Source organism: Thalassospira alkalitolerans (genome assembly GCF_002115745.1).
Taxonomy (GTDB): Bacteria; Pseudomonadota; Alphaproteobacteria; order Rhodospirillales; family Thalassospiraceae; genus Thalassospira; species Thalassospira alkalitolerans.
The window spans coordinates 191553-217066 of record NZ_JFKB01000001.1 but is presented as its reverse complement, the minus strand read 5'-3'; the positions used below and the strand labels follow the sequence as shown (position 1 = coordinate 217066).

Here is a 25514-nt window from a genome sequence, read left to right as displayed (position 1 = left end):
GTCACGCGACTTTTCCTGTAGGGTCAAATGATTGCGTTTTGACCGCGGATGCCCGATCAGGTAGCATTTTTAAACAGTTGCAGATCGGTCCCATGGTTGTTACCCGGGGCGACCATCACGATATGGCAGCTATTGCATTTGCGTTTTCGAATGCGTTTTTCGGAGGATCAGGACCGGCATGCTAAGGACCGTTCAGGCAAAGTTCCTGGGTGTTGCTGCCTTTTTTGTCGTGTGGCTTGTTGTGGCCACCGGGTTCTCTGTTATTCAGTCGCTGGGGATCAATGGCGATCTTGAAGCGGTGTCGCGCTATATCACGCCGGTCAAAGATGCCCTTTCTGATATCCGTTCCCGCCAGCTTGAGCAGATTTCCCTGATCGATCGCTATATGCGCGTGGTCGAAAACGAAGGGTCACAGGCGTCTTTGCTGGGTGGGATCGAAATTGAAATCGATGCCAAGCAAACCCAGATTGAACAGGCTTTTCGCAAGGCATTTACATCCGCCGCCCTTGGCCGGGCGCAGGCCTCGAGCCATTTTGAACAGGGCGGGTTGCTAAACCTTGATGTTCGGATGCGTGAATTTGCTGATGTTGCAGCCCAGTTCAACCTTGGTGTTGAACGGCTTTTGGGGCGGGTTGGCGAAGGTGATCTTGATGATGCGCGCCGTCAGGAAAATTTGGTGCGCGGCATTCATCGCAATATCGTGCTTGATCTGCGCAGTGAAATTTTGCTGTTGGAAAAATATGCCAGCGAAATGGTCGAAAACGTATCCTCGCGCGAAGATTTTCTGATTCAGGCCGAATTCATCATGATGCTGGCCGCGGTTGTGATCGGTATTTCCTTTGCCTATTACCTTTCCCAGGCGGTGGTAAAGGCGGTTAGTGACACGACAAATGCCCTAAACAGCGTCCAATCGGGAAAGCTTGATACCAACCTTGATTTCAAGGGAAAGGGCGATTTTTCACGCTTGGCGGATGCTTTTAATCGCATGACTCGCGAATTGCGCGTGCGATTTAGGATGCGTGAACGGTTTGGCAAATATGTTGATCCAAAGGTTATCAATAACCTTTTGTCACAGGAAACAGCACTTGAAACCTCGCAAAAGCGCGTGATGACGGTCAGTGTTGTGAACCTGACCAATTTTGATTGGATGGCAGAACATATTTCGCCGGAAAAGCTTGTTGATTTTCTTAATGATTATCTGACGGCGATGACCGAACCGATTGCCAACCACAGCGGGATTATCGATAACTTTTTGGGCGACCGGGTGATTGGTTTTTGGGGGCCGCCGTTTTGCGGTGAAAAAGGCCATGCACAGCAAGCCAGCCTTGCCGCCCTTGAACAGGTTGCACGTTTTAATGCGCTTAAAACCAAATATGCCGATCTGATCGGTGACCACGGGCTTGATATACGGATTGGTGTTGCGACCGGTGAAGTGGTCGTCGGGTCAATCGGGACCGATAAATCGCGCGCCTATACCGTAGTTGGTGATTGCGTGAACTACGCCAACCGTCTTGAAAAGGCCAACCGCATTTACGGCACGCAAATTCTTGCCTCGCATGAAACCGCCAATATGGCGACGGGCGAGATTGAAATGCGTGATCTTGACCATGTTGTGCTTTTGGGTACTGAACACGAAGTTTACCTGTACGAAGTTCTTGCCCCGTCCGGCCAGCTTAGCGATGATCGCCGCGATTGGCGCAAGACCTATGAAACGGCGATTGCGCTTTATCGACAGGGTGAATTTGATCAGGCGCGGCCCTTGTTCGAAGAAGTACAGAACGGCATTGGCAATGATTTTGCCGCACAGTTGATGCTAAATCGTATGGAACGCCTGTCACGGCGTGAACAAGACCGGGAATGGGATGGCACATGGATCGTGCGTGACCCTTATGAACGGCGCGATGTTGAAAGCTGATTGTGGTGTGGCGGCACCAATTAAAACGTAACGGCGCGCCCCGATGATGGCCGCGTGCGACGGGTTCCAAAAATCCTTGCCCGCGACGCACAAAACCTGTATCACCCAAACCGCTCGGGCCGTACTGCCCGATGCCTATATTACGCACCCGTAGCTCAGCTGGATAGAGCGTTGCCCTCCGAAGGCAAAGGCCACTGGTTCGAATCCAGTCGGGTGCACCACTCCCCCTTAATATTTTTCTTTGATGGCCCCTTTTGGGGATGCCAACCTGCGTCTGGATCATTAGTCTGCAATTTGGTTAATTGCAGACGGATTGGATAACAGATGCGTGGATTTCTTCATGATTTTGCCGGGACCAACATCCTGTTTTCGATGGCGGCAAATCAGGAATATGGCCCGCATTTGGAAAAACGGTTCAAGCCGTTAATGATCGGGATTGGTCCGGTTGAGGCGGCGATTAATCTCAGCTCGGCGATGATGGATCTTAAGCTGGCGGGTGATTTGCCCGATCTTGTTGTCACGCTGGGATCTGCGGGATCGCGAACACTTGAACAGGCGGAAGTTTATCAGGCTTCCACGGTTTCTTATCGCGATATGGATTGTTCACCGTTGGGCTTTGAAAAGGGCATTACCCCTTATCTTGATTTGCCGATTGCGTTGGAAATGCCGCATCGTATTCCCGGTGTCGCCGAAGCCCGTTTATCGACCGGGGCCAATATTGTATCGGGTGCGGCCTATGACGCGATTGATGCCGATATGGTCGATATGGAAACCTTTGCGATCTTGCGCGTTTGTCACAAGTTTGATGTGCCGTTGATCGGGCTGCGCGGTATTTCCGATGGCAAGGAAGAGCTTAAGAAGCTGTCGGATTGGACGGCCTATTTGCATGTCATTGACGAGAAACTGGCCGAGGCCGTTGATAAATTGCATGCCGCACTGGAAGGCGGCGAGATCGACTTGTCAAAACGATAGTCGATCCCGCTGGGTCTTTGTGCGCAAAGATCAACTTCCTGTGCGGATTTGATCCAGTGTCTTGATCGGGGTTAGGGCCTGTGGGTCAACCTGGACCTTGATAATGGCTGGTTTTTCCAGAATTCATCACACGTTCAAAGGCTGGGCTGAAATCCTGTGAGTCGTCTCATTATTTGCAGAGCCTGAACGCGAGAATCTTAAAAATTAATATTTGTCCGACCCTTCAATTCTTAGGGGACACCCTTTCATTTATAGAGATGTCTTGATAGGTTCTGTTAGTTTTGTTTTTAGGTTTTAATCGATATGAAAAATAAATGTTTGTGTTGTGGAGGTTTCAGCGTTGGGGATCTCGTGGATTTTGGTCCACAGCCTCCAAGCAATCGCTTCAAAAAGTCGAGTACTGCAGAAACTGACACTCATCCTCTTTCTGTTGGTCAATGTTATGCATGTGGGATGATCCAGCTTGTTAACCCAATGCCAGCTGATATGGTCAGATCGGAGTTTGATTGGATAACATATAATGAACCCGAAGGGCATCTTGATGATGTGGTTCGTAGGTTATCTGAATTACCGAATTTAAATAAGGACTCAAGAATAATTGGTCTTACTTATAAGGATGATACAACTCTTAAGCGGTTAAATGATTTGGGATTCTGTAACGTTTATAGATATGACGCAGTTAATGATCTAGGTTTATTGTCTCCATATTCAGGGCTTGAAAGCATACAGGCCGCATTTAATTCACAAAATAATTTAAGACTAAAAGAGAAACATGGGTTAGCAGATCTTTTATCAGTGCGTCATATACTAGAGCACTCTCATAATCCACAGTTGTTCATTTCAGAAATTCGTAAATTAGTAAAGCCGAATGGGTATATTTGGTTTGAAATGCCGGATTCCTCAAAGTTTATCAAGGCAAGTGATTATGTATTTATTTGGGAGGAACATATCACATATTTTACATCATACATGATGGATGTTTTTGCTAAAAATTCTGATATTTATCTTAACGATATTATTATTTACCCATATCAGTTTGAAGACTCTTTAGTGGCCATAGCCGAGAATAGTCAGTGGGTTGAAAAAAAATGGCCGTTATTATTAGATGCGGACTTGGATCAGGCTTTGGCAGATGGGGATAAATTTGCAAAACAGTTCAGCGATTGTGCGCGCAGTGTTCGGGGAGTGCTGGAGCAGTGGAAGATTCAAGGTAAAAAGGTTGCTGTATTCGGAGCTGGTCATTTGGCGGCCAAATTTCTGAATATGTACTCAGTGGGTGAATTCGTAACGTGGGTCATAGATGACCACCCTTCGAAGCAGGGATTGCTGATGCCGGGATCGGGGGTGCCAATTATTGATTCTTCAGTTTTGACGGAGACGGATGTTTGTCTGTTATCTCTTAACTATGAAAGCGAGCGCAAAGTTCGCGCAAAAAACGAAGATTATATTAATCGCGGTGGTGAATTTATGTCCATCTTTGTGGATAATGAAGGGTCTATTATCTCAGAGGCGAGAAATGAATTTTAGGAAACTGAGCCCAGAAGTTTTTGTGGCAGATAGCACGATCGTGGCTGTTGGTGACAGCGATATTGACTTTCTAAAAGAATGTGCTCGCAAAAATCCTCGGAAAAGAGCACGCATTTGTGCACACATAAATAATGACGATAGCCTGCATGAAATGATCATAGCTATTACGTCAAATAGCTATATTCAACCTCATAAGCATAATGGTAAATCGGAATCTTTTCATGTAATTGATGGATATTTGGATGTTTTAATATTTGATGAATGTGGAGAGATAACTAACTTAATTGAGTTAGGTAATATTGGTAGTGGGAAATGTTCTTTTTATCGTTTATCGGAAAGTTTGTATCACACAATAATTATTCGATCGGAAACAGTTGTCTTTCATGAAGTCACAAATGGTCCTTTTTCTTCTGTTGACACTCAAAAAGCTCCATTTGCACCAGATGAAGAAAATTTAGATGATATTTTAATATATAAAAGTAAACTCATGGAAAAAATTGCAAATTTCAAAAGGTAAATAGACGATATGTCTGATAGTGCGCAGTACCTTGTAGTGGGTGGTGACAGTTTGGTTGGGGGGTATGTTTTTGATACTTTGAAATCAAAAGGATTAAAAGCCCTTTCAACAACTCGACGAGTGGATACAGCCGGACCAGATCGTATAGTATTTGATTTTGAATATGAGGCCACGTTTGCGGTTCCCAAAAGTATTTGTTGTGCTTTTGTTGTTGCGGCAGCTACAGACTATAACAGATGTGAAGTAGATCCGAATGCGTATAGAATAAATGTTGAATTAATACCTCGTGCAGTATTATCTTTAATTGAGCAAGGGGTGTTTGTTGTTTACATATCAACTAATTCTGTTTTCGGGGGAGATCAAAGTTGGCCAAGTGAATATGCTCGTCATTCTCCTGGTATAGCCTATGCCAAGCAAAAGTCACAATCAGAAGTCGCTATTGCAGCAATGGCTAATGAGGCCGGTTATGCAGAATGCTACAATGTTGTTCGGCTGACCAAGATTCTTGATGCTACAACGCCCCCGTTGCCAAGTTGGATCGCGAGCTGGAGAAATGGCAACATAGTAACGCCATTTTCTGATCTTATTTTTGCTCCTATGTCTCCACATTTTGTGAGTAATGCGCTGGTAAAATTGGGGGAAAAGAGAATTAGCGGTAACTTTCATTTATCAGGTTCTGAAAATGTTTCCTATGTTGATCTCGCATATGCTCTTGCTGAGAAAATAGGAATTTCTCGAAGTCTTATTGAGTCCACTACAGCAACAGAGAAGGGGGTTCATATCGCATTTAAGCCAAGGTATAGTGGGATTGGAATGGATCGCACTACGAAACTTTGCGGTATTCAACCGCAGTCTTTATCCAGTGTAATTGACGATATTTTCTAAGAGAAAGATCATGACCGCCAAGGTAACACATCGAAAAACTTGCCGACTATGTGACTCATCAAATGTGATTTGCGTTCTTGAGCTTAAGCCTATCCCTCTTTCTGAAAACTATTGCTCAAATCGGGCTTCTGGCAAGGATGCAGAACGGTATCCAATTGACCTTTTTATGTGCGTTGAATGTGGTCATGTGCAGCAGCTAGATGTAGTTGATTCAAAAAGTTTATGGGATAATTACTCATACTTTTCAAGTATGGCAAACGGTATGCTTGAGCACTTTGCGGATATTCGCGATATGCTCCTTGAGAAGTATCATCCAGCCAAAGGTTCTCTCGTTATCGATATTGGAAGTAATGATGGGTCTTTGCTTCGTGCATTTAAAGATAGTGGCTTTAACGTTCTTGGTATTGATCCCGCGATAGAAGTTGCACGGCAGGCGACAGAATCCGGAATACCTACTTTACCTGAATTGATGTCGTTAGATCTTGCTAGAAAAATTAAATTAGATCATGGTAAAGCAGATATTATATGTGCATTTAATGTATTTGCTCATGCTGACGATCTGGGAGGTATGGTTGATTCAATAAAAGAACTTCTTTCAGATGAAGGTATATTTGTTTTTGAAGCTCAATACCTTTTAGATATTTTAGATAAAAATATTATTGCTACTATCTTCCATGAGCATATTAGTCATCATTCGGTTAAGCCGATGGTTGGATTTATGGAAAGGCATGGAATGGAACTGATTTCTGTATCGCGCTCTCAAATCCAGCATGGTTCTCTGATTGGTGTGGTGCAGCATAAAGGTGGCAAGTATTCTATTGATGGTACTGTTGGGAAATTGTTGCAGATTGAGGAAAATAGACAGCTCGATAAAGTCCAAACCCTCTATGATTTTGCAGAGAGGGTTAAATACCAAAAGGCTCAAATGGAGGCTTTTGTCGAGAGATTAAAGGCTCAAGGAGCTTCTGTTGCTGGATATGGTGCGGCCCGAAGCGGACCAACTTTGATTTCGCAAATGGGACTGACTGATGTCATTGAATATATTGTTGATGATCATCCGCAAAAAATAGGCCTCTATTCATCTGGAGACGGGATCAAAATACTTCCGACTAGTGATCTATATGTCAAGATGCCCGACTATACTGTGATTTTAGCTTGGGTGCACGCACAGAAAATAATTGCTAATAATCGTCGATATCTTGAAGAAGGGGGTAAGTTTATTGTCTTATGCCCTAATATCAGCGTTGTTAGTCTTGATTCGACTGAAACTTTGTAAACGAAATTACTAAGAGGTCTTAAATGAAAAACTCTAAAGAGCCGCAGTATCAGGTATGTATCGAAAGTGCTGAGGAGTATGGGTTTGAGCGTCTGGGCTTAAGGAGTAGCGAAAGTTGGATAGGGGACCCTAAGCATCTGGTGTTTCGTCTTTCGCGATACAAATTCGCTTCTAAAATGCTTTCGGGTCGCGACCATGTTCTCGAAATAGGTTGTGGTGATGCTTTTGGAACTCGGATCGTTCAGGCCGAAGTGAAAAAACTCACGGCGATTGATTTTGATCCCATCTTTATTGATGATATCAAAGAGCATATGCATCCCTCATGGGGATTTGATGTGCATGTTCATGATATGCTTGATGGTCCTGTCAAAGGTGATTTCGACGCACTCTATTCTCTTGATGTGTTGGAACATATTGCAAAAAATGATGAACATATTTTTTTACAAAATGCTTTTGCGTCCTTGGTCGATAATGGTGTTGCCATTATTGGATTACCTTCTCTTGAAAGCCAAGAGCATGCGTCTAGCCAATCGAAAATTGGCCATGTTAACTGTAAATCGGCTCCACAATTAAAATCTTTAATGGAAGAGTACTTTCATAACGTTTTTATTTTCAGCATGAATGACGAAGTTGTTCATACAGGTTTTCATAAAATGGCTCATTATTTGTTCGCAGTTTGTGCCAATAGACGCTTATAGAAGGCAACGTCGAAATGACTTTGAGAATTAAGTGTCTTCTGTCTGTTTGGGGTCAAAAATATATTGATGAATTCCTTTCTCTTTCGGCACCGACAGTTCTGGCATCGGGAAATCTTCCGGCATTAACGCAAGGGGCAGATTTAGAATTCTTGGTGCTGACGACACGGGAAAGTGTGAAAGTATTCCAAGAGAGTGAAGTCTTCTCTGAAATTGAGCGTACTTGCCCTGTCAGGTTCATATTTATTGATGACCTTGTTCCAGGGCGAATGTACGGAGTAACGTTGACTCTTGCTTATGCACGTGGAATTGCAGACAGTGGAATACTGCAAACGGATACGCATTTTATCTTTATGAATGCAGACTTTGTATATGCGGATAATTCATTCTCAACGATTCTTACGAAAATTCAGCAAGGACACACCTGTATTGTTGCGCCTTCACTAAGGGTGGTTTCCGAGAATGTAGTTGAAGAAATAAATTCACATAAAAAAACCGGAGAAATGAAATTGTCTTTTTCTCCGCGGCAGTTGGTTCGAATATCTTTACGCAACCTTCATCCAACGGTTGTTGGTAAATTTATTAATTTTAATACAGGGTTCAACTGCAAAACTCACAATCAATTGTATTGGAAGATAGATAGAAATTCGATTTTAGCTCGGCACTATCTAATATTTATGATGATGATTAAGCCGGAAAAGGAGATTAGTGGTGTAAATTCATATTGTGATTATGGCTTTATTCCAGAATTGGTCCCGAACGCTAAAGTTGAAATATTAGCCGATTCCGATCAATTTTTTATGATGGAGCTTCAAGGTTTTAAACAAGAGTTAGATTTTGTTATTCCAAATAAATTAAATATAAAAGATATCGCATCGGAGCTTTCTAATTGGACTACTAAGGAGCATAGGGATGTTTCGCAGTATGACATAATTTTTCATAGTGAAGATATTACAGAAGAAGCAACTATTGTTGCCAGAGAAGCGAAAGATATTGTTCAATCAATTGAGCATTTGATGACTTCGCCCATTAACCATTGTTTCCATATGTATTGGGTGAAGGGAGTTATAAATTGGAAATCTAATAGGGGAGATTCTTCACTTCCTAGCGAAGTAAATGCTGATTTTGATATGAAGAAGTATAAATACTATAATTTTATGATTAATATACGAAAAATATTTTGTAGAGAAAAAAAAAGAGGTTCCTTTTTAAGAAGGGACTGGATTGATTATTATAATTTTAAAAAGTGGATAAGATCTTGTAAGAAGGAAAAAGGTTCTAATAATGTGGCAATTATTGGTACTGAAGATGAATTATTGAAGAGGATTTTAGATGATCAAGGAGTGAATTGGATTGATATGAGTTCTCTGTCATTGGTGGAGAGTATTTGCAATGTAGGGAGCCTTTCTGGTGAGGGGATGCATATATTTTTCGTTAATTGTACGTCAGGTGATATTTGTGCATTATTGTCAAATTTAGATAGAATAGAATATCGTATAAATATACAGGATGTGTCTATTTTTAATAAAGTCAATTACGACAATGATGGGTACAATGAGTTAATTCGTAGTGTCTTCGGGTTGGCAACGCAGTTAAGAGATCATTCCGGGCAGAAAATATATTTTAACGGAAGTATTATTAGATCGATTGTAAATAAGAAGTTTGATTATATCAGATTGATGTTTAGGTTACTTCCTAATACTGCGAAATATATAATCTTACCCTTTGCTGTTGTATTGATTTCTTTTCTTTTTATGGAAAGAATTATTGTGCATATGCTTTTATTGATGGGGTTAGGGGGGAGAGCTAGGGTAGGCTGCACAAGTGCTCTTTATACAGCGATTGAACCTTCGAATAAAAACCGGTAACTGTTTTTTCGGATTATTCTTATATTTTAGTTTTCCTTTTGGGAAAATACAAATTTCGAGAATTATGGAACTCATCTGATGAGAGAAAAGTCTTCGAATTCAATTCAAAAGAATGTTTTTAATAGCAATTATCTCCAAAGAGCAACATCGGCTTCGGGAGAGATATTTGGTGCTTTTAGAGCTTGGCCTGTCTGGATATATTTAAGTCTTAATGATATTCGCACAAAGTATAGACGAGCAGCATTGGGGCCACTTTGGCTGGTTTTTGGCATTGGAATTGCGTTAAGTGGCATGGCCTTGGCTTGGAGTGTTATTTTTGGCGTGTCGTGGAGGGAATATGTTCCTTATATGATTTCGGGAATGTTGGTATGGCAGTTAATTTCGGGGTACATTCTTCAGTCATGTGATATGTTTACTGGTGAATTCTCGGGTTTGATTAAGAGCCTTCCTGCACCACCAATCATTTATGCTCTGCGGTTTGTTATGCGTGGGTTGTGGTTGTTTTTACACTATTTACCGTTCTGGGTATGTGTGGCAGTTGCCACTGGAACATGGCCGACAGTTGAATCTATCCCTTATTTTGTTCTTGGTTTATTTATGACGCTTGTTACAGCCCTTAGTGTTTCCGTTATTGTAGGTATGATGGCTGCTCGTTTTCGTGATTTGTCGCCTGCAATAGGGGCCTTAATGACGCCGGCTATGATGGTAACGCCGGTTATGTGGAAGCCGGAAATGCTTGGAGAATACGGGGTTTATGCGAAAATGAATCCGCTAACGCATTATGTAGAAGTCCTCCGAGCACCACTTCTTGGTCATGCACCAGGGGAGGAATCATTGATTGCCGTGGGAGTAATGGCTGCATTCTTTTCTCTATTAGCGTTTATTTTGTATCGCCGCTACCGTTATACACTCGTTCTTTGGGTCTAAATTGTCATGGCAGAAGCAGTTCTACAGGTAAAAAACGTAAATCTTAAGTTTCCCCTTTACAGCGCAGAGAGCCGTTCTTTTCGAAATGCGATTAGGAATGTAGCGCTTGGTTCGCGCATAGGAGTAAACAGTGCAGGAAAAGGCGCTGTTGAAGCATTGAGAGATATAAATCTTTCATTATATGGTGGTGACCGATTGGGCCTCGTCGGTTCAAATGGGGCGGGCAAGACAACATTACTTAAGTTGCTTGCAGGTATTTATGCCCCTACGCAAGGGGGGGTATTGCGGAATGGAATTGTGACAACGCTTTTCGATATTGGGCTTGGGATGGATGGTGATGCCACCGGGCTGGAGAACATATATCTGGCAAGTTATCTCCGCGGAATGCAAAAGAGAAATATCAACGATATTACGGATGAGATTGTTGAATTTGCGGAATTGCACGAATTTATACATATGCCAGTTCGTACTTATTCAGCCGGGATGGCAACGCGTTTGGCTTTTTCGCTAGCGACGGCGTTTACTCCGGATATATTACTTGTAGACGAGGTTTTTGGTACCGGTGATGCCAAGTTTATAAAGAAATCTGAGAAACGCATGGCGGATCTTATGTCAAACGCACGGGTTCTTGTAATTGCATCTCATAATACTGAAATCATAAAGAAATTTTGTAATAAAGCGTTGCTGATGCGAAGTGGACAGCAGATTAAGTTGGGAGATGTTGATGATATTTTGAGTTTACATGCGAGTGAAGTATAATATTTTTATTTTGAATGTTAATTGTAAAATTATTGCAGGTTCATTTAAATCGCAAAAAAGATAATTCTATATTCTATTTTAATAGGTTAAGTATATCACAGGTTTGAGTTGATATTTTATCCTGAATAAATGGCCTCAATTATTTCTTGTTAAGTTACTTTCGCCGGGATCTGCCGTAAATTAGATTGGCGAGTAAGTTGTTACAAATATTGCGATCTGATTATAGAGTAAGATGAGTGCCCTTTGATAATTTCTATAGTGATGAATCGCCCTGAAAGGATTTCTAATGAAGATACTTGTAACCGGTGCTTGTGGATACAAAGGCACCGTTTTAGTGCCGAAGTTACTCGAATTAGGGCACAAAGTTATCGCCATAGATATAATGTGGTTTGGTAATTTTCTACCGGATCATCGAAACCTCGAGATACGTAAGATAGATGTTCGTAACACCAATGAGATAGATTTGTCTGGAGTTGATGCCATTATTCATTTGGCATCAATTGCTAACGATCCATGCGGTGACCTTGATCCAAAATTAACTTGGGAAGTAAGCGCCCTTGCTACAATGCAGCTGGCTGATAAGGCGAAGAGGGAAGGTGTCAAGCGATTTATCTATGCGTCTTCGGGTAGTGTATACGGTGTTAAGGATGAAGATCTAGTTACTGAAGATTTAAGTTTGGAGCCAATTTCGGAATATAACAAGACGAAGATGGTGGCAGAACGGGTTATATTGTCGTATGCCGATGATATGGTCGTTCAGATTGTTCGCCCTGCAACGGTTTGCGGGTTGTCAGACCGAATGCGTCTTGATGTATCTGTAAATATGTTGACGATGCAGGCAATTATATCTGGTGAAATTACGGTCTTTGGTGGTCAACAGACTCGGCCGAATATTCACATAGATGATATAACCGATCTGTATATCTTTTTATTGAATAATGCAGAGGTGACTGGCGTTTTCAATGCCGGTTTTGAAAACTTAACAATTCTTGATATTGCTGAGATGGTTGTGTCAAAAATTCCGGCAAAAATCAAAATTACAGAATCAAATGATCCTCGATCTTATCGTATCAATTCAGACAAATTGATTGAGGCGGGCTTTAAGCCGAAAAAGAAAGTCGGTGACGCAATTACCGAGATCATTGCTGCCTATCAGCGAGGTACCCTTAAAAATGAACCACATTTTCATAATTTAAAATGGATGCAGCAAAAGGTGGTAGTGTGATGCGGAACGTATTTCCATCTGTGACTTCTCTCGGCCAAAGCTATGTCCACCGGTTGCATACAAGTCTTGAGTGTGCCAATTGGCCTGCAATTGAAACTCTTGGTGACAGTCTTCTAGAATGCTGGAAGTCTGGGCGCCGTGTGTTTTTGTGTGGTAACGGCGGTAGTGCTGGGAATGCTGTGCATCTTGCTAATGATTTCGTTTACGGGGTTTCGAAAATATTTGGCTCTGGTTTGAATGTTCAGGCATTGCCTGCAAATGGTTCAGTAATAACTTGTCTGGCAAATGATGAAGGGTATGAGCATGTGTTTTCTTATCCTTTGGCCGTTCATGCGCAACACGGTGATGTGCTGATCGCACTTTCAGGAAGTGGAAATTCCCCAAACATCATTGAGGCTCTTAAGACAGCAAAGACACTTGGCCTTACTTCTTTTGCAATTCTTGGCTTCTCAGGTGGTAAAGCTAAAGACCTTGCCGATGTCCCAATTCATTTCGCAATAGATGATATGCAGGTTAGCGAGGATTTACAGATGATTGTTGGCCACATGGTGATGCAGTGGATGTATCAGAACCGTGAAGATGTGTTTGCAGTTCGACCCCCACTTTTGCGTGATTAAAGAGTAGATCGAGAAAGTTCGTTATGTCTTTTGAGAAAAAAGTTCTTGTGATTGGCAGCAACTCCTTTTCGGGAGCGTGTTTTTCTTCCTATGCCCTAAAGCAGGGCGCTCACGTGATTGGAATGAGTCGTTCTGACGAACCTAATAGAGTTTTCCTGCCATATCGCTGGATGGGAAAAGACGAGAGATTTAAATTTTATCCCTATGATATTAACCATCACCAAGATGAAATAATGAAGGTGGTTAATCGTGACAAGCCGTCCTTGATTGTAAACTTTGCGGCGCAAAGTATGGTGGGGCAAAGTTGGGAGCGTCCAGAAGACTGGTTTAGGACAAATGCTGTATCAACTGTAATGCTGCACAATAAACTGCGTTGGTGTGATTTTATTGATCGCTACGTGCACGTTACAACGCCTGAGGTATATGGCAGTACAGATGGTTTCATCGACGAAGAGACACCATTTAATCCGAGTACGCCATATGCGGTTTCGCGGGCAGCGGCTGATATGAGTTTAAAAACTTTTGTTGAAGCATATGGTTTTCCTGCTATTTCGACACGTGCTGCAAATGTATATGGTCCAGGTCAGCAGCTTTATCGTATTATTCCGCGAGCCATACTCTACTTCCGCCTTGGCAAAAGGTTACAGCTTCATGGAGGTGGATTGTCGTGTCGTTCGTTCATTCATATGGATGATGTATCGTCGGCGACTTGGAGTTTGATGGATGGAGGGCGAGTTGGAGAAACCTATCACATTTCTACTAACGAGGTCGTAACTATTAGGGAACTCGTTGAGCGTATTTGTCGGAAAATGGACTTGCGATTCGAGGATTGTGTCGAAGTCGTTGGAGACCGTTTAGGTAAGGACGCTGCCTATTTGCTAGATAGTTCAAAGATTCGCTCCGAGCTGGGCTGGAAAGATAGCATCAATTTGGATGTTGGTCTTGATCAGTGTATTTCCTGGGTTGACCAGAATTTGGACGTGTTGAAGGCTCAGTCATTCGACTATGTCCACAAATCTTAATGCAGATGTGCCAAATTTGGATTTAGACCATGATTAATAGTCTGGAAGAAACGGCCCGCAAACTGCGCAGACGTATCATTGAGTATTCTTACAAAACAAAAACCCCACATTTGGGATCTTGCCTGTCCTGTATAGATATACTCGTAGTTCTATATTTTGATATTGCGAATGTGAACCCAAATTCACCGAATGACCCTGATCGAGACAAGGTTATTCTTAGTAAAGGGCATGCCGCTCCTGCCCTTTTTCAGGTTTTGGCGCTTAAAGGGTTCTTTCCATATGAAAGCCTAATTAACAGCGATCATGTCAATGGCGGTTTGTTTGGTGAACATCCGCCAACTCCGAGCCATTTACCAGGGATTGAAGCGGCAACAGGTTCTCTTGGGCACGGCATGCCTATGGGCGTTGGTATGGCCTTGGCAAACCGTATTCAGGGAAGAGATGCTAGAGTTTTTGCGGTGCTTGGAGATGGTGAATGTAATGAAGGATCCATCTGGGAGGCCGCGATGTTTGCCGGAAGCCATAGATTGGATAATTTGACGGTTATTGTCGACTTTAACAAATGGCAGGCAACTGATCGAAGTTCCGACGTGCTCGCGATTAACCCATTTAAAGATAAATGGTCAGCATTTGGCTGGAATACTTTTGAGGTTGATGGCCACGACATTCCGTCAATGATTAAACTCCTTCAATCGGATTCAAATAAGTCTGGGCAGCCACTGGCTATAATTGCGCATACAGTAAAGGGTAAAGGTATTGACTTTATGGAAGATGACAATAATTGGCATTACCGAACTCCAAACGCAGTTGAATTTGCTATGGCGCTTGAGCAATTAGGATATGATCAATGAGAACAGCGTTTGCCGACGAAATCACAAAGTTAGGCGCAGAAGACTCGCGTGTCGTTCTTCTTTCTGGTGATATCGGGAACCGGATGTTCGATGATTTTAAAGATAAGAACAGTAATCGTTTCTATAACTGTGGCATTGCTGAGGCCAATATGATGAGTATGGCGTCGGGTATGGCATTAAGTGGCCTGCGGCCTGTAACATATACGATTACACCATTTACAACCACGCGGTGTCTTGAGCAAATTCGCGTTGGCGTTTGTTATCATAACGCGCCGGTCATCATTGTGGGAACTGGTTCTGGTCTTTCTTACTCTTCTCTTGGGCCAACTCATCATTCACTTGAAGATATTGCGATTTTGCGTGCATTACCTGGGATAGTAGTTTTTGCTCCTGGAGACAAAGCGGAGTTGCGAAGTGGTTTGAGAGCTGCACTTAAGCAAAACAAACCTGTCTATATCCGATTGGGAAAGAAAAATGAGCCGCAAGTTTATTCGGACGAATTCAATCATAGCCTGAGACTTGGAAAAGCAACTACGGTCATCGAAGGGAATGATATTTGTTTTATCGGAACGGGTAACATTTTACCGGAAGTAATGCAGGCTGCTAGTACGCTTAAAGCAACAGGGATCTCAGTTCAAGTCGAGAGTTTTCATACTATTAAACCATTAGACATCGAGAAGTTGTCCAAGTTATTCTCGAGATTTGACAATGTGGTGGTTGTCGAAGAGCATAGCTGTATTGGTGGTTTGAATAGTGCTATCGCTGAATGGATTATTTCACAGCGTGTAATGCCACGTGCACGGCTTTTGTCTATTGCAACAGATGATCGATTTTTACATGAAATTGGTGATCATGCGTTTGCGCGTCGTTATTTTGGGATTGATGCAAAGAGTATTGAGCTGCGCGCAATCGAGGCACTCTCAGAGCAGACGTGAGGCAAAAGTACATGAAAATAGGTCTGGACTTCGATAACACAATCGTCCGGTATGACGATGTTTTTTATAGAGTTGCGCTCGAGCAAGGGCTTATTCCGGCGAATACGCCAATAAGCAAAGTGTCTGTTCGTGATTACTTGCGCTCGGTTGGCAAGGAAGCCTATTGGACTGAGATGCAAGGGTATGTTTATGGTAGTCGTATGGATGACGTGCAACCATTCTCAAACGTTATTGAGACGTTGTCAGCGGCACGGGACGCGGGATGGGAACTTTTCATTGTAAGTCATAAAACGCGCCATCCATTTATGGGGCCAAAATATGATCTGCATGAAGCTGCGCGAAATTGGATTTTGACGCACTTGGTTGTCGACGGTGAGCCTTTGATTGGTAGTGACAGTATTAACTTCCGAGAGCAGAAGGACTCAAAAGTAGAGCGTGTTAACGAGCTTGGTTGTGATGTTTTTCTCGATGATTTGCCTGAGATATTAAATGCCACCAATTTTTCGGACTCAATACGTGGCGTTCTCTTTGATCCAGATGACCATCATACTGATTTCACATCGGCAAAACGTGTTCGTTCTTGGTTCGAATTTAAAGAGTTTTTGGAAATCTGATGACGGGACAATTCTCCCTTTCTTCGGGAAAGACCTTCCGTGCGCTGCTTGCTAAAGGTGGCATCACTGTTGACAAGTTAGAGGTTGTGCAAGGTGAGCAGGGTGGCAACAATCGGATTGATATAATTCAGGCTGATCGTGATCAGTATGTTGCGAAATGGTACTTTTCTAGCGATAGAGATCAGCGTGATCGTCTTGGATCTGAATGGTCATTTTTGTCATACGCTCAGTCGGCTGGACTCCGCTCCGTTCCAAGACCGCTTGCATCTCTTCCTGAGCAGCGTGTTGCACTTTATGAATACCTACCTGGTCGTAAGCTTTCGCAGAAGGAGATAGGCCTTAAGGAAGTATGCGAAGCTGCGCAGTTCCTTTCGGATCTTAACCATCCCTCATTATTGCGATATTCGGCTGGTTTACAAATGGCATCTGAAGCCTTTTGGTCAGCAGCAGGGCATATTGAGCACATAGATTCACGGTTAGCCCGTTTTAATGATGTTATTCTATCAGGTGAAATCGATGAGAGTTTCGCATCGCTGCGAAATGAATTGCAGAATCTCTGGCAGCAGATCAAGACGGCCCTACGAAATTTCGAAGCTAACTTTGCGTTTTCACTAGATGAGCCATTAGTAATCAACAAACGCATGATTTCCCCCTCGGATTTTGGATTCCATAATATCCTTTTCACGCCGCAGGATGGGCTTAAATTTATTGATTTTGAATACGCTGGTTGGGATGATCCAGCTAAATCCCTTTCGGATTTTTTCCTGCAACCGGCTTTGCCAGTCCCATTCGAGTATTTCGAAAGTTTTGTCGGAATAGCACTGCAAAACTTCTCTGAGAAAGAGAAGATTCTCGAGCGGGTCAAAATAATGTTACCTTTGTTTGCGCTTAAGTGGTGCTGCATTATACTTAATCCATTCGTTCCCGAATGGGCTGATCGAAGTAAGTTTGCAAATAATAGTTTGAACTTGGCCAATTTAAAGGCAGAGCGACTTGTTAAGGCAGAGGATATGTTGATCCGCAGCCGATATCTGTTGGGATTGTATCAAGATATTTAACAATGGAGATTATAAATTGTCTTACATAGATTTTATGTCGGTAATTCACAAAAGTACAACACGTGATTACTTGGCTCGCGTGAACGACCAAGAATTTCCAAAGGCTAAGGCCGCTGTGTTGGCTAAACAATGGGATTATGATTATTGGGATGGTGATCGACGCATTAATTATGGTGGCTATCGCTATATGGAGGGGCGTTGGGAAAAAGTTGCGAAAGCAATGGCTGATCATTATGGCTTGAAGTCTGGAGATCGAATACTTGATGTTGGGTGCGGTAAAGGTTATTTAATGTTTGACTTTACCAAGGTTGTTCCTGGTATAGAGGTGTACGGTCTCGATATTTCAAAGTATGCAATTAATGATGCCAAAGAAGAGATTAAAGACCGCATCATGTATGGGAATGCCAACGACCTTCCTTTTAAAGATAATGAATTTGATCTTGTTTACTCTTTGAATACTATTCACAATCTTCATTGCTATGATTTGAATAGATCATTGCGAGAAATTCAGCGCGTTGGAAAATCGAAATATATTTGTGTTGAGTCATATCGAAACGAAGTGGAAAAAGCAAATCTTATTTATTGGCAGGTAACCTGTGAAGCATTTAACACGCCTGATGAATGGAGTTGGTGGTTCCGTAATTGTGGATACACCGGTGATCATTCCTTTATATACTTCGAGTAGGGTTATTAATTATGTCTTTAGGTTCGAGATTTAAGGCCGCTATTCTTGTCGAGCAAAAGAAACCATTAGTTGTTGCCGAGCTAACTTTGCCAGAGACGCTGGAAATAGGTCAAGTTCTGGTTAAGATTCATTATAGTGGTATTTGTGGTTCTCAATTGGGAGAAATGGACGGTGCAAAAGGGCCTGATAGATGGTTGCCACATTTGCTTGGTCATGAGGGCGCTGGAACGGTTCTTGCTGTTGGGCCTGGGGTCCGTAAGATAAGGCCGGGCGATGCTGTTGTTTTGCATTGGCGTCCTGGGTCTGGGATAGAATCAGTTGCACCAAAATACCGTTGGGGTGATGAAACCGTGAATGCGGGTTGGGTAACCACATTCAATGAGATGGCCGTGGTTTCTGAAAATCGTATAACCAAGATTTCGGATGATTTTGATCTGAAGATTGCGACACTATTTGGTTGTGCTGTGACGACAGGGTTTGGAGCGGTTGTTAACAACGCAAAGCTTAAAATTGGCGAGTCTGTTGTTATCTTTGGCGCAGGAGGTGTCGGTTTGAGTATGGTTCAGGCGGCAGCGATGACGTCTGCCAATCCAATTATAGCGGTAGACGTTTTCGATGGCCGCCTTGAATTAGCAAAGAAAATGGGGGCGACACATGTAATTAATGCGCGCAATGTTAATGCTGATGAAGAAATATGTAATATTCTCAATGATCGATATTTAGATGTATTTTTAGAGAATACTGGAAAGCCAGAAAATATTGAGCTAGGCTATAAAATAACGGGAAATAAAGGGCGGGTAATACTCATTGGAGTTCCTCGGAAGGGAGATAATATTTCAATATATTCTCTTCCTATGCATTTTGGGAAGTTAATAACAGGATCTCACGGTGGGGAAACTATCCCAGACCAGGATATTCCCAAGTATATGAGATTATTCTCTGAAGGAAAACTCCATCTAAGTGAGTTGCTGACTGAGACATTTTCCTTGGATCATATTAATGAAGCTATTCTTGGTATGCGTGATGGCAGCATCAGCGGCCGTTGCTTGATCAAGATGTAATTCCAAAGAGTATGGTTTGATGAATTCTGCCAATACATTTCTCGTTCGCGAGATTAAAAAATTGTTTCCGAAAGAAAGTATTGCCTTTGTTTCAGGGAATTTTAACATTGTTCATCCTGGGCATTTGCGTTTATTCGATTTTGCCGCAGGTTGTGCAGATATTCTAGTTGTTGGCGTGCATCGGCAGCATAGTCACGATACTGTTATACCTGAAGAGTTTCGTCTTGAGGGTGTAAAGAAAATTACAGGGGTTGATTTTGCAGTTCTTCTACCTTGTGATCCAGAGGAGTTCGTTTCCGATTTGCAGCCTCAAGTGGTTGTTAAAGGGAAAGAACATGAAGACAAGTTCAATCCGGAATCAGAGGTACTTGAATCATATGGCGGCAAGTTGCTATTTTCTTCCGGTGAAGTTCGTTTTTCGTCGCTAGATTTATTAAGGCGAGAAATTGATGAAGAGGCTGATAGCGACTTAGTTTCTGTAGATGGTTATTTCGCTAGACATCAGCTTCATGTGTCAGGCCTCATGGAGATCATTGGCAAATTTAATACGCTTAAAATAGTGGTTATAGGTGATCTCATTATTGACGAGTATATTGCCTGTGAAGCATTGGGAATGTCTCAGGAAGATCCAACACTTGTTGTCTCGCCGTTGAAATATGATCGTTTTGTTGGGGGGGCAGGAATTGTTGCAGCTCATGCCAGAGGTTTGGGGGCCAGTGTCTCCTATTTTGGTGTTGTAGGCAAAGACGATGTCGCAGATTTTGCGCGTGAAAAATTGGTTGAATACGGCGTAAAGGAATGTCTTCTTGAGGATGATGGTCGGCCCACAACTTTAAAGCAGCGGTTCCGTGCGAGTGGAAAAACACTACTTAGAGTCAGCCATTTACGGCAGCATGACATAAGCGGAAAGTTGGTAGATACGATATACAGCAGGATTATTAAAGAGCTGGATGAGGCCGATTTACTTATTTTCTCCGATTTCAACTATGGATGTTTACCTCAACTCCTTGTCGATAGGATAACTGATTTTTGCAAGATTAGAAGAATCATGATGGTGGCGGACAGTCAAGCCTCATCTCAAATTGGAGATGTTTCAAGATTTCAGGGGATGAACCTTATTACGCCAACTGAACGCGAAGCCCGCCTTGCTTCTCACGACCACAATTCAGGTTTGGTTGTGCTGGCTGACCGTTTACGTGAAAAGTCACATATAGAGAATATTATTATTACTCTTGGTGCTGAAGGGATCCTCATTCACGCACCTCATACAACACGAGATAGTTTGATTACGGATCGTATTCCGGCGCTAAATTCAGCGCCACAAGACGTTGCTGGTGCGGGTGATTCTCTACTTACAGCAAGCTCTATGGCTTTGGCGGTAGGAGCTTCCATTTGGCAAGCATCTTATCTTGGTTCTTTGGCGGCCGCCTGCCAAGTACGGCGGATTGGAAATCATCCTTTGAAAGCTGAAAATATAATAAAGGAACTTTCATCGTGAGGGCATTGTTGCTGTCTGCAGGGTTGGGGACCAGATTGCGGCCTATTACCGAGACAACTCCCAAGTGCTTGGTCATGATTAATGGGAGGCCGTTGATTGATTACTGGCTAAACCTTTTGATGGGTAGCGGAATTGTGGATCGTATACTTGTTAATACGCATTATTTACCTGAAAAGGTACGGTCTCACATCGCGGAAAGTAAATGGTTTGATAGTATTGATCTTGTTCATGAGGAGAATTTACTTGGAACTGGTGGAACTTTATTGGAAAATTCGGGATTTATTGGCGACGAGAATTTCCTGGTTGCACATGCTGATAACTTGACGTGGTTTGATGTTGGGGAGTTTCGAGATTTTCATGTTAACCGTCCTAATCCGTTAGGAACAATTGCAACCATGATGACTTTTGATACCGATAATCCTTGTGAATGTGGTATCGTTGAAAGAGATCGTGCAGGATTGGTTGTTGGATTTCATGAAAAAGTTGCTGTTCCACCAGGGAGATGTGCCAATGGTGCTGTATATATCTTTGAGCCTGAAATATTGAATATCTTGAAGGGTCTTGAGAAGAAGATCATAGATCTCAGTAATGAAGTTCTTCCTCATTTGATGAAGAGAATCTATACTTATCATAATTCATGTTATCTTAGAGATATCGGGAATATTGAAAGTTTAAGGATTGCCAATGAAGATATTTTAAGAATACCAGAGCTATGTATTCTTAATGATCTGTAATTGTTCAATAGTCAATGGAAGAGGCAGGTCCCTCATGCGGGGATTTGTGACGGCGGGATTAAGGCGTTCTGATATTACTAAAATCAAAAGATATCTTATCCTAGATGGTCGATATCTGAATGGAAAGATAAGTAAGAAAAATAATCTCAAATTCTGTTCAATATAATGGGGGTGCGGCAAGATATAATTTGGTTATGAAGTTTTCAGCGTTTTGTCGTAGCGGGTGATAATGCATCGGAAATCCTTGAGGGAGTCAAATATTCATCCGATTAGGGCCCTTATACGAGGGTTCACGCCAATAGAATCTGCAATCTGATCGAAACAGGGCCGCTTACTTATGAATGAGGACAAGTAGGTAGGCATGATATTCGTCTTCTCGTTTTCAAATCATTAACCCTCAAATGTTTCAATGATTTGAAAACGAGAGCAGGAGTTTTCGGTCATGAATGGGCGTTTCTGGCTCTCTGATGAACAATAATAGGCGAAGATCAAACCTACTGTGCTGCAGGAAGGCGACGAAAAGATGGCCAGCGTATAATCAGCGGCATCATTCATATACTGCAATCAGGCTGCCGTTAGGCAGGATTGCCCTTCGGAATACGGTGCACCGGCCACAGTTTACAATTATTACAATCTTTGGTTTCAAAAGGGCATCTGGCAGTATTTGTTCACAGAACTGACGGCGCCACTGGCATCGTCGCCCGATGCACAGCTATCTACTGGCCGATAAGGCGTGTATAATGAGTCTCGACCGTTGACCCTAGCTGTTGTCGTTGATGGTCAGCAAGTCGCACATTTTTTTAAATTCCCGCTCAATAACGTCAATATTGTCGTCTTCCCAGACCCACTTTTGCCCAAGTTTGATAAATGTTGGTTGTTGACCGACTGTCAATCCAAGGCTCGTGAAATAGTCCTCGGTTGCGAGGAAGCAATTTTTATCTATTATTTTCAAGTAGATATAGCGGCAGTTCGGATTGAAATGGCACAGAGAAGCTGGTCCGTTATTTATCATCAAATTTATATGCGCGGCCTCGTAAATCGCCATGCGTAATTCTAGATTCCAAGCGGCTTCATTAAAGAAGGTAAATTTTTCAAGTTGTTTGGCTAAAGGATCGAATGCGCTTTGAGTGTCGGGGATAAAAACAGGCCAGTATTTTCTTTTGTCAATATTCTCCGCAAATTTTGCCCATGCATCCAAGTTGCTATTCCGGCTCGGCATGTAATTGTATTGACGTAAAGTGATAACGACGGGTTTAATCCCTTGTGGAATATTTGTTGATAACCATGTATCAACAAATATTCGTGCCTGAGATGATGCAGTAAAACCCTTGTATTCAGAGTATTTATTAAGTTGATTGTTTACATCAACATACCGAAACTCTACAGGAAAGGATACATTGTAGAACTCTGGATATACTGGATCATTGGAATGATTAGAGAGATAAGCGATTGCTTCGTCACGGGAGGTGAAAATCGTAAATCCGTCAGATTTGCAGAACATGTTAATTATTGGTAGTAATATCGCGTGAATACGCCAAAGACGTGAATCGCGATTAATGATTTTTTCGTACTCGCTGCGCTCGACCCGAACCTTATCACCTACGGCGGGAATAATTAGTAAGTGGACTTTTTGCTTATTAAGTTTTCGTCCAGCCATTTCCGCTCCCATCAGGAACCACACCAGATCGAAAGTGACGGGAGAAAGTTCAAGATCGTAACAGGCAAGCAATCTGTTGCCTTCTATGGTATTTTGGCTTTCTTGCTGCATACGCATGAAGACTTTTCTGAGAAAACGTCCAAGAGCGTGATGTGGGGCAAGAAGCTCCTGTATGGAACGTCGACAAAACCATCTAAAACCACGTAATCGCAGTTTGTTCGGCATTTCGAAAAGGATCTGTAACTTTGTTTGTAGGGGCATAAGTTATCTGCTGCTTGATCTTAAATTGTGGAATCGGTTAGCTTAAAAAGTTCTTGGGCGATGCGATCTCACCCAAGTGTAGTATCTATCTATGGGTAGTAACGCTCAGTAGATAGGGCGTCAACAGCATGATGAACCGCCGTTTTGAGATCAATCAATTGATCATCTCAACATATTCCGTAGTTAGTGATCAACTTCCTGCGCGGATTTGATCCAGTGTCTTGATCGGGGTTAGGGCCTGTGGGTCAACCTGGACCTCGATAATGGCCGGTTTTCCCGATGCGACGGCGCGTTCAAAGGCCGGGCCGAAATCCTCGGTCTTGGTGACGGTTTCACCATACCCGCCAAACACTTTGGCATAGCCCGCGAAATCGGGGTTATGGAGTTGGGTGCCCGAAATGCGGCCGGGATAGTTGCGTTCTTGATGCATGCGGATCGTGCCAAACATGCCGTTGTTGACCACGATCGTGATGATATTTACACCATACTGAACGGCGGTGGCGAATTCCTGACCGTGCATCAAAAAGCATCCATCCCCAGCAAGGCAAACTACGGTTCGGTCCGGGTGGGTTAACTTCGCCGCAACCGATGCCGGAAGACCATAACCCATGGAGCCCGATGTCGGGGCCAGTTCGGTGCGATATTTTCCATAGCGGAAGAAACGATGCAAAAACGCGGCATAGTTGCCAGCCCCGTTGGTCACAATTGCATCATCGGGCAGCATATCGCGAAGTTTTGCTACCACATGGGCCATTTTCACATCGCCGGGTGTATCAAGCGGGGTTGAGAATTTGAGGTATGACGCATGTGCGGTTTCAATTTGTTCCTCGCGCGCGCTGCCATCCACCGGTTCCATCATGGCAATGGCGCGGATGAATGATCGTTGCGAGGCATTGATCGCAATATCAGGGCGATAAACCCGGCCAAGTTCATCTGGTCCGGCATAAACATGGATCAGTTTTTGCTGCGGGCAGGGAATGTCCAGCAGACTATAGCCGCTGCTTGTCATCTCCCCCATGCGCGATCCGACGAGAATCACAAGGTCGCTGTTACGTATGAATTTCGCCAGATCGGGGTTAATCGCAATGCCAACATCACCAATGAAATGTGAATGGGTGTTGGGGATATAATCCTGACAGCGGAAGCTGGTCGCGATGGCGACATTGTTTCGTTTTGCAAACGATTTAAGGTTTTCAGTGGTTTCCCCGGTCCATCCGCCGCCGCCAACGATCATGATCGGCTGTTTTGCACCAGATAGGGCGTTGTGAAACCGTGCCACGTCTTCGGGGGCGGTTTTGGCCTCTATCGGGACATAGGGTTTGGCATCGGCAACCTTGGCCGCAGATGACAGCATGTCTTCGGGAAGGGCCAGCACGACCGGGCCGGGACGACCCGATGTCGCGATGTGATAGGCGTGGCTGATATATTCAGGGATACGGTTGATATCATCGATCTGTCCGACCCATTTGCACAATGGTTCGAACATCTTGCGGTAATCGACTTCCTGAAACGCTTCGCGGTCAACCATGTCGCGCCCGATCTGCCCGACCAAAAGGATCATCGGCGTGCTGTCTTGATGCGCGACATGTACCCCGGCCGAGGCATTGGTGGCCCCCGGTCCGCGGGTGACCATGCAAATACCAGGTTTTCCGGTTAGTTTGCCATGGGCCTCGGCCATGATCGCAGCCCCGCCTTCCTGACGGCAGATCACCGGATCAATATCGGGATGATCGACAAGGCCATCCAGCACGGCAAGGTAACTTTCGCCTGGGACAAGAAACACCCGTTCACAGCCGTGAAGGGCAAGTTGATCGACCAGAATACGTCCGCCGTGACGCATTTCAGCAGTTTCAGACATTTGGTGGCTCCCTGAAGATGGCGCATTATCGTGGTGGGGCGCTTTTGCGCGTGGCGCGGATTTCAGCATGGATGATGCCAGAGGTAAAGTCGCCCGG

At 43.3% G+C, this 25514-nt stretch carries 23 protein-coding genes and 1 tRNA gene; 22 read left to right on the top strand and 2 right to left on the bottom strand.

From position 1 onward, the window contains the following. Positions 1–178: 178 nt before the first annotated feature. From TALK_RS00955 to TALK_RS00850, 22 genes are all read left to right on the top strand, one after another. The gene (locus TALK_RS00955; RefSeq protein WP_085614946.1) at positions 179–1915 is read left to right on the top strand and encodes an adenylate/guanylate cyclase domain-containing protein; all 1737 of its coding nucleotides are present in this window, start codon (positions 179–181) and stop codon (positions 1913–1915) included. Positions 1916–2059: 144 nt separating this feature from the next. Beyond that, a tRNA-Arg gene (locus TALK_RS00950) sits at positions 2060–2136 on the top strand. A 103-nt stretch (positions 2137–2239) separates the two neighbouring features. Then, positions 2240–2887 (top strand): 5'-methylthioadenosine/S-adenosylhomocysteine nucleosidase, encoded by a 648-nt coding sequence (locus TALK_RS00945; protein WP_085614944.1) that lies wholly within the window; start codon positions 2240–2242, stop codon positions 2885–2887. A gap of 303 nt (positions 2888–3190) precedes the next feature. Then, complete coding sequence (locus tag TALK_RS00940; protein WP_085614942.1) at positions 3191–4414, top strand: methyltransferase domain-containing protein; 1224 nt, start codon at positions 3191–3193, stop codon at positions 4412–4414. Beyond that, positions 4404–4931: a WbuC family cupin fold metalloprotein gene (locus TALK_RS00935; protein WP_169714912.1), complete on the top strand. Its 528-nt coding sequence runs from the start codon at positions 4404–4406 to the stop codon at positions 4929–4931. Before TALK_RS00940 ends, TALK_RS00935 begins: the two co-directional genes overlap by 11 nt. A gap of 9 nt (positions 4932–4940) precedes the next feature. Continuing rightward, complete coding sequence (locus TALK_RS00930) at positions 4941–5816, top strand: sugar nucleotide-binding protein (RefSeq protein WP_085614938.1); 876 nt, start codon at positions 4941–4943, stop codon at positions 5814–5816. Positions 5817–5826: 10 nt separating this feature from the next. Beyond that, positions 5827–7092: a class I SAM-dependent methyltransferase gene (locus TALK_RS00925; RefSeq protein ID WP_085614936.1), complete on the top strand. Its 1266-nt coding sequence runs from the start codon at positions 5827–5829 to the stop codon at positions 7090–7092. Positions 7093–7115: 23 nt separating this feature from the next. Further along, positions 7116–7790 carry a class I SAM-dependent methyltransferase gene (locus TALK_RS00920; RefSeq protein ID WP_085614934.1) on the top strand — a complete coding sequence of 225 codons (675 nt, stop codon included), beginning with the start codon at positions 7116–7118 and terminating at the stop codon, positions 7788–7790. Positions 7791–7804: 14 nt separating this feature from the next. Then, entirely contained in the window at positions 7805–9655 is a 1851-nt protein-coding gene (locus TALK_RS00915; RefSeq protein WP_085614932.1) for a hypothetical protein, read from the top strand. 78 nt (positions 9656–9733) lie between these two features. After that, positions 9734–10582, top strand: coding sequence for an ABC transporter permease (locus tag TALK_RS00910; protein ID WP_085614930.1), 849 nt, complete (start codon positions 9734–9736; stop codon positions 10580–10582). Positions 10583–10588: 6 nt separating this feature from the next. Further along, the gene (locus TALK_RS00905; RefSeq protein ID WP_085614928.1) at positions 10589–11341 is read left to right on the top strand and encodes an ABC transporter ATP-binding protein; all 753 of its coding nucleotides are present in this window, start codon (positions 10589–10591) and stop codon (positions 11339–11341) included. Between the two features lie 286 nt (positions 11342–11627). Next, positions 11628–12566, top strand: coding sequence for an NAD-dependent epimerase/dehydratase family protein (locus tag TALK_RS00900; RefSeq protein ID WP_085614926.1), 939 nt, complete (start codon positions 11628–11630; stop codon positions 12564–12566). After that, positions 12566–13183 (top strand): SIS domain-containing protein, encoded by a 618-nt coding sequence (locus TALK_RS00895; RefSeq protein WP_139833684.1) that lies wholly within the window; start codon positions 12566–12568, stop codon positions 13181–13183. The genes TALK_RS00900 and TALK_RS00895 overlap by 1 nt, the downstream gene beginning before the upstream one ends. A 23-nt stretch (positions 13184–13206) precedes the next feature. Further along, positions 13207–14205 carry a GDP-mannose 4,6-dehydratase gene (locus TALK_RS00890; protein ID WP_085614922.1) on the top strand — a complete coding sequence of 333 codons (999 nt, stop codon included), beginning with the start codon at positions 13207–13209 and terminating at the stop codon, positions 14203–14205. Between the two features lie 29 nt (positions 14206–14234). Continuing rightward, entirely contained in the window at positions 14235–15056 is an 822-nt protein-coding gene (locus TALK_RS00885) for a transketolase (RefSeq protein ID WP_085614920.1), read from the top strand. Then, the gene (locus TALK_RS00880) at positions 15053–15991 is read left to right on the top strand and encodes a transketolase family protein (protein ID WP_085614918.1); all 939 of its coding nucleotides are present in this window, start codon (positions 15053–15055) and stop codon (positions 15989–15991) included. The genes TALK_RS00885 and TALK_RS00880 overlap by 4 nt, the downstream gene beginning before the upstream one ends. An 11-nt stretch (positions 15992–16002) precedes the next feature. Beyond that, positions 16003–16605: an HAD family hydrolase gene (locus tag TALK_RS00875; RefSeq protein WP_085614917.1), complete on the top strand. Its 603-nt coding sequence runs from the start codon at positions 16003–16005 to the stop codon at positions 16603–16605. Continuing rightward, positions 16605–17663: a phosphotransferase gene (locus TALK_RS00870; protein WP_085614915.1), complete on the top strand. Its 1059-nt coding sequence runs from the start codon at positions 16605–16607 to the stop codon at positions 17661–17663. The genes TALK_RS00875 and TALK_RS00870 overlap by 1 nt, the downstream gene beginning before the upstream one ends. Positions 17664–17679: 16 nt before the next feature. Next, positions 17680–18348, top strand: a complete 669-nt coding sequence (locus TALK_RS00865; protein ID WP_085614913.1) for a methyltransferase domain-containing protein — start codon at positions 17680–17682, stop codon at positions 18346–18348. A gap of 11 nt (positions 18349–18359) precedes the next feature. Further along, a complete protein-coding gene (locus TALK_RS00860; protein WP_085614911.1) occupies positions 18360–19409 on the top strand; it encodes a zinc-binding dehydrogenase in 1050 nt (349 codons plus the stop codon). Between the two features lie 19 nt (positions 19410–19428). Further along, the gene (locus tag TALK_RS00855; RefSeq protein ID WP_085614910.1) at positions 19429–20907 is read left to right on the top strand and encodes a PfkB family carbohydrate kinase; all 1479 of its coding nucleotides are present in this window, start codon (positions 19429–19431) and stop codon (positions 20905–20907) included. Continuing rightward, positions 20904–21641, top strand: coding sequence for a nucleotidyltransferase family protein (locus tag TALK_RS00850; protein ID WP_085614908.1), 738 nt, complete (start codon positions 20904–20906; stop codon positions 21639–21641). The genes TALK_RS00855 and TALK_RS00850 overlap by 4 nt, the downstream gene beginning before the upstream one ends. Positions 21642–22401: 760 nt before the next feature. Here the strand turns inward: TALK_RS00850 and TALK_RS00845 are convergent. Both TALK_RS00845 and TALK_RS00840 read right to left on the bottom strand, forming a co-directional pair. Then, the gene (locus tag TALK_RS00845) at positions 22402–23415 is read right to left on the bottom strand and encodes a hypothetical protein (RefSeq protein WP_139833683.1); all 1014 of its coding nucleotides are present in this window, start codon (positions 23413–23415) and stop codon (positions 22402–22404) included. A gap of 334 nt (positions 23416–23749) precedes the next feature. Beyond that, a complete protein-coding gene (locus TALK_RS00840; protein WP_085614904.1) occupies positions 23750–25417 on the bottom strand; it encodes a thiamine pyrophosphate-binding protein in 1668 nt (555 codons plus the stop codon). Positions 25418–25514 lie beyond the last annotated feature (97 nt).

Excerpts from the sequence above, each read along its gene's own strand:
- TALK_RS00955 (WP_085614946.1), top strand. The coding sequence starts at position 179 with ATGCTAAGGACCGTTCAGGCAAAGTTCCTGGGTGTTGCTGCCTTTTTT.
- TALK_RS00945 (WP_085614944.1), top strand. The coding sequence starts at position 2,240 with ATGCGTGGATTTCTTCATGATTTTGCCGGGACCAACATCCTGTTTTCG.
- TALK_RS00940 (WP_085614942.1), top strand. The coding sequence starts at position 3,191 with ATGAAAAATAAATGTTTGTGTTGTGGAGGTTTCAGCGTTGGGGATCTC.
- TALK_RS00935 (WP_169714912.1), top strand. The coding sequence starts at position 4,404 with ATGAATTTTAGGAAACTGAGCCCAGAAGTTTTTGTGGCAGATAGCACG.
- TALK_RS00930 (WP_085614938.1), top strand. The coding sequence starts at position 4,941 with ATGTCTGATAGTGCGCAGTACCTTGTAGTGGGTGGTGACAGTTTGGTT.
- TALK_RS00925 (WP_085614936.1), top strand. The coding sequence starts at position 5,827 with ATGACCGCCAAGGTAACACATCGAAAAACTTGCCGACTATGTGACTCA.
- TALK_RS00920 (WP_085614934.1), top strand. The coding sequence starts at position 7,116 with ATGAAAAACTCTAAAGAGCCGCAGTATCAGGTATGTATCGAAAGTGCT.
- TALK_RS00915 (WP_085614932.1), top strand. The coding sequence starts at position 7,805 with ATGACTTTGAGAATTAAGTGTCTTCTGTCTGTTTGGGGTCAAAAATAT.
- TALK_RS00910 (WP_085614930.1), top strand. The coding sequence starts at position 9,734 with ATGAGAGAAAAGTCTTCGAATTCAATTCAAAAGAATGTTTTTAATAGC.
- TALK_RS00905 (WP_085614928.1), top strand. The coding sequence starts at position 10,589 with ATGGCAGAAGCAGTTCTACAGGTAAAAAACGTAAATCTTAAGTTTCCC.
- TALK_RS00900 (WP_085614926.1), top strand. The coding sequence starts at position 11,628 with ATGAAGATACTTGTAACCGGTGCTTGTGGATACAAAGGCACCGTTTTA.
- TALK_RS00895 (WP_139833684.1), top strand. The coding sequence starts at position 12,566 with ATGCGGAACGTATTTCCATCTGTGACTTCTCTCGGCCAAAGCTATGTC.
- TALK_RS00890 (WP_085614922.1), top strand. The coding sequence starts at position 13,207 with ATGTCTTTTGAGAAAAAAGTTCTTGTGATTGGCAGCAACTCCTTTTCG.
- TALK_RS00885 (WP_085614920.1), top strand. The coding sequence starts at position 14,235 with ATGATTAATAGTCTGGAAGAAACGGCCCGCAAACTGCGCAGACGTATC.
- TALK_RS00880 (WP_085614918.1), top strand. The coding sequence starts at position 15,053 with ATGAGAACAGCGTTTGCCGACGAAATCACAAAGTTAGGCGCAGAAGAC.
- TALK_RS00875 (WP_085614917.1), top strand. The coding sequence starts at position 16,003 with ATGAAAATAGGTCTGGACTTCGATAACACAATCGTCCGGTATGACGAT.
- TALK_RS00870 (WP_085614915.1), top strand. The coding sequence starts at position 16,605 with ATGACGGGACAATTCTCCCTTTCTTCGGGAAAGACCTTCCGTGCGCTG.
- TALK_RS00860 (WP_085614911.1), top strand. The coding sequence starts at position 18,360 with ATGTCTTTAGGTTCGAGATTTAAGGCCGCTATTCTTGTCGAGCAAAAG.
- TALK_RS00855 (WP_085614910.1), top strand. The coding sequence starts at position 19,429 with ATGAATTCTGCCAATACATTTCTCGTTCGCGAGATTAAAAAATTGTTT.
- TALK_RS00845 (WP_139833683.1), bottom strand. The coding sequence starts at position 23,415 with ATGCGTATGCAGCAAGAAAGCCAAAATACCATAGAAGGCAACAGATTG.
- TALK_RS00840 (WP_085614904.1), bottom strand. The coding sequence starts at position 25,417 with ATGTCTGAAACTGCTGAAATGCGTCACGGCGGACGTATTCTGGTCGAT.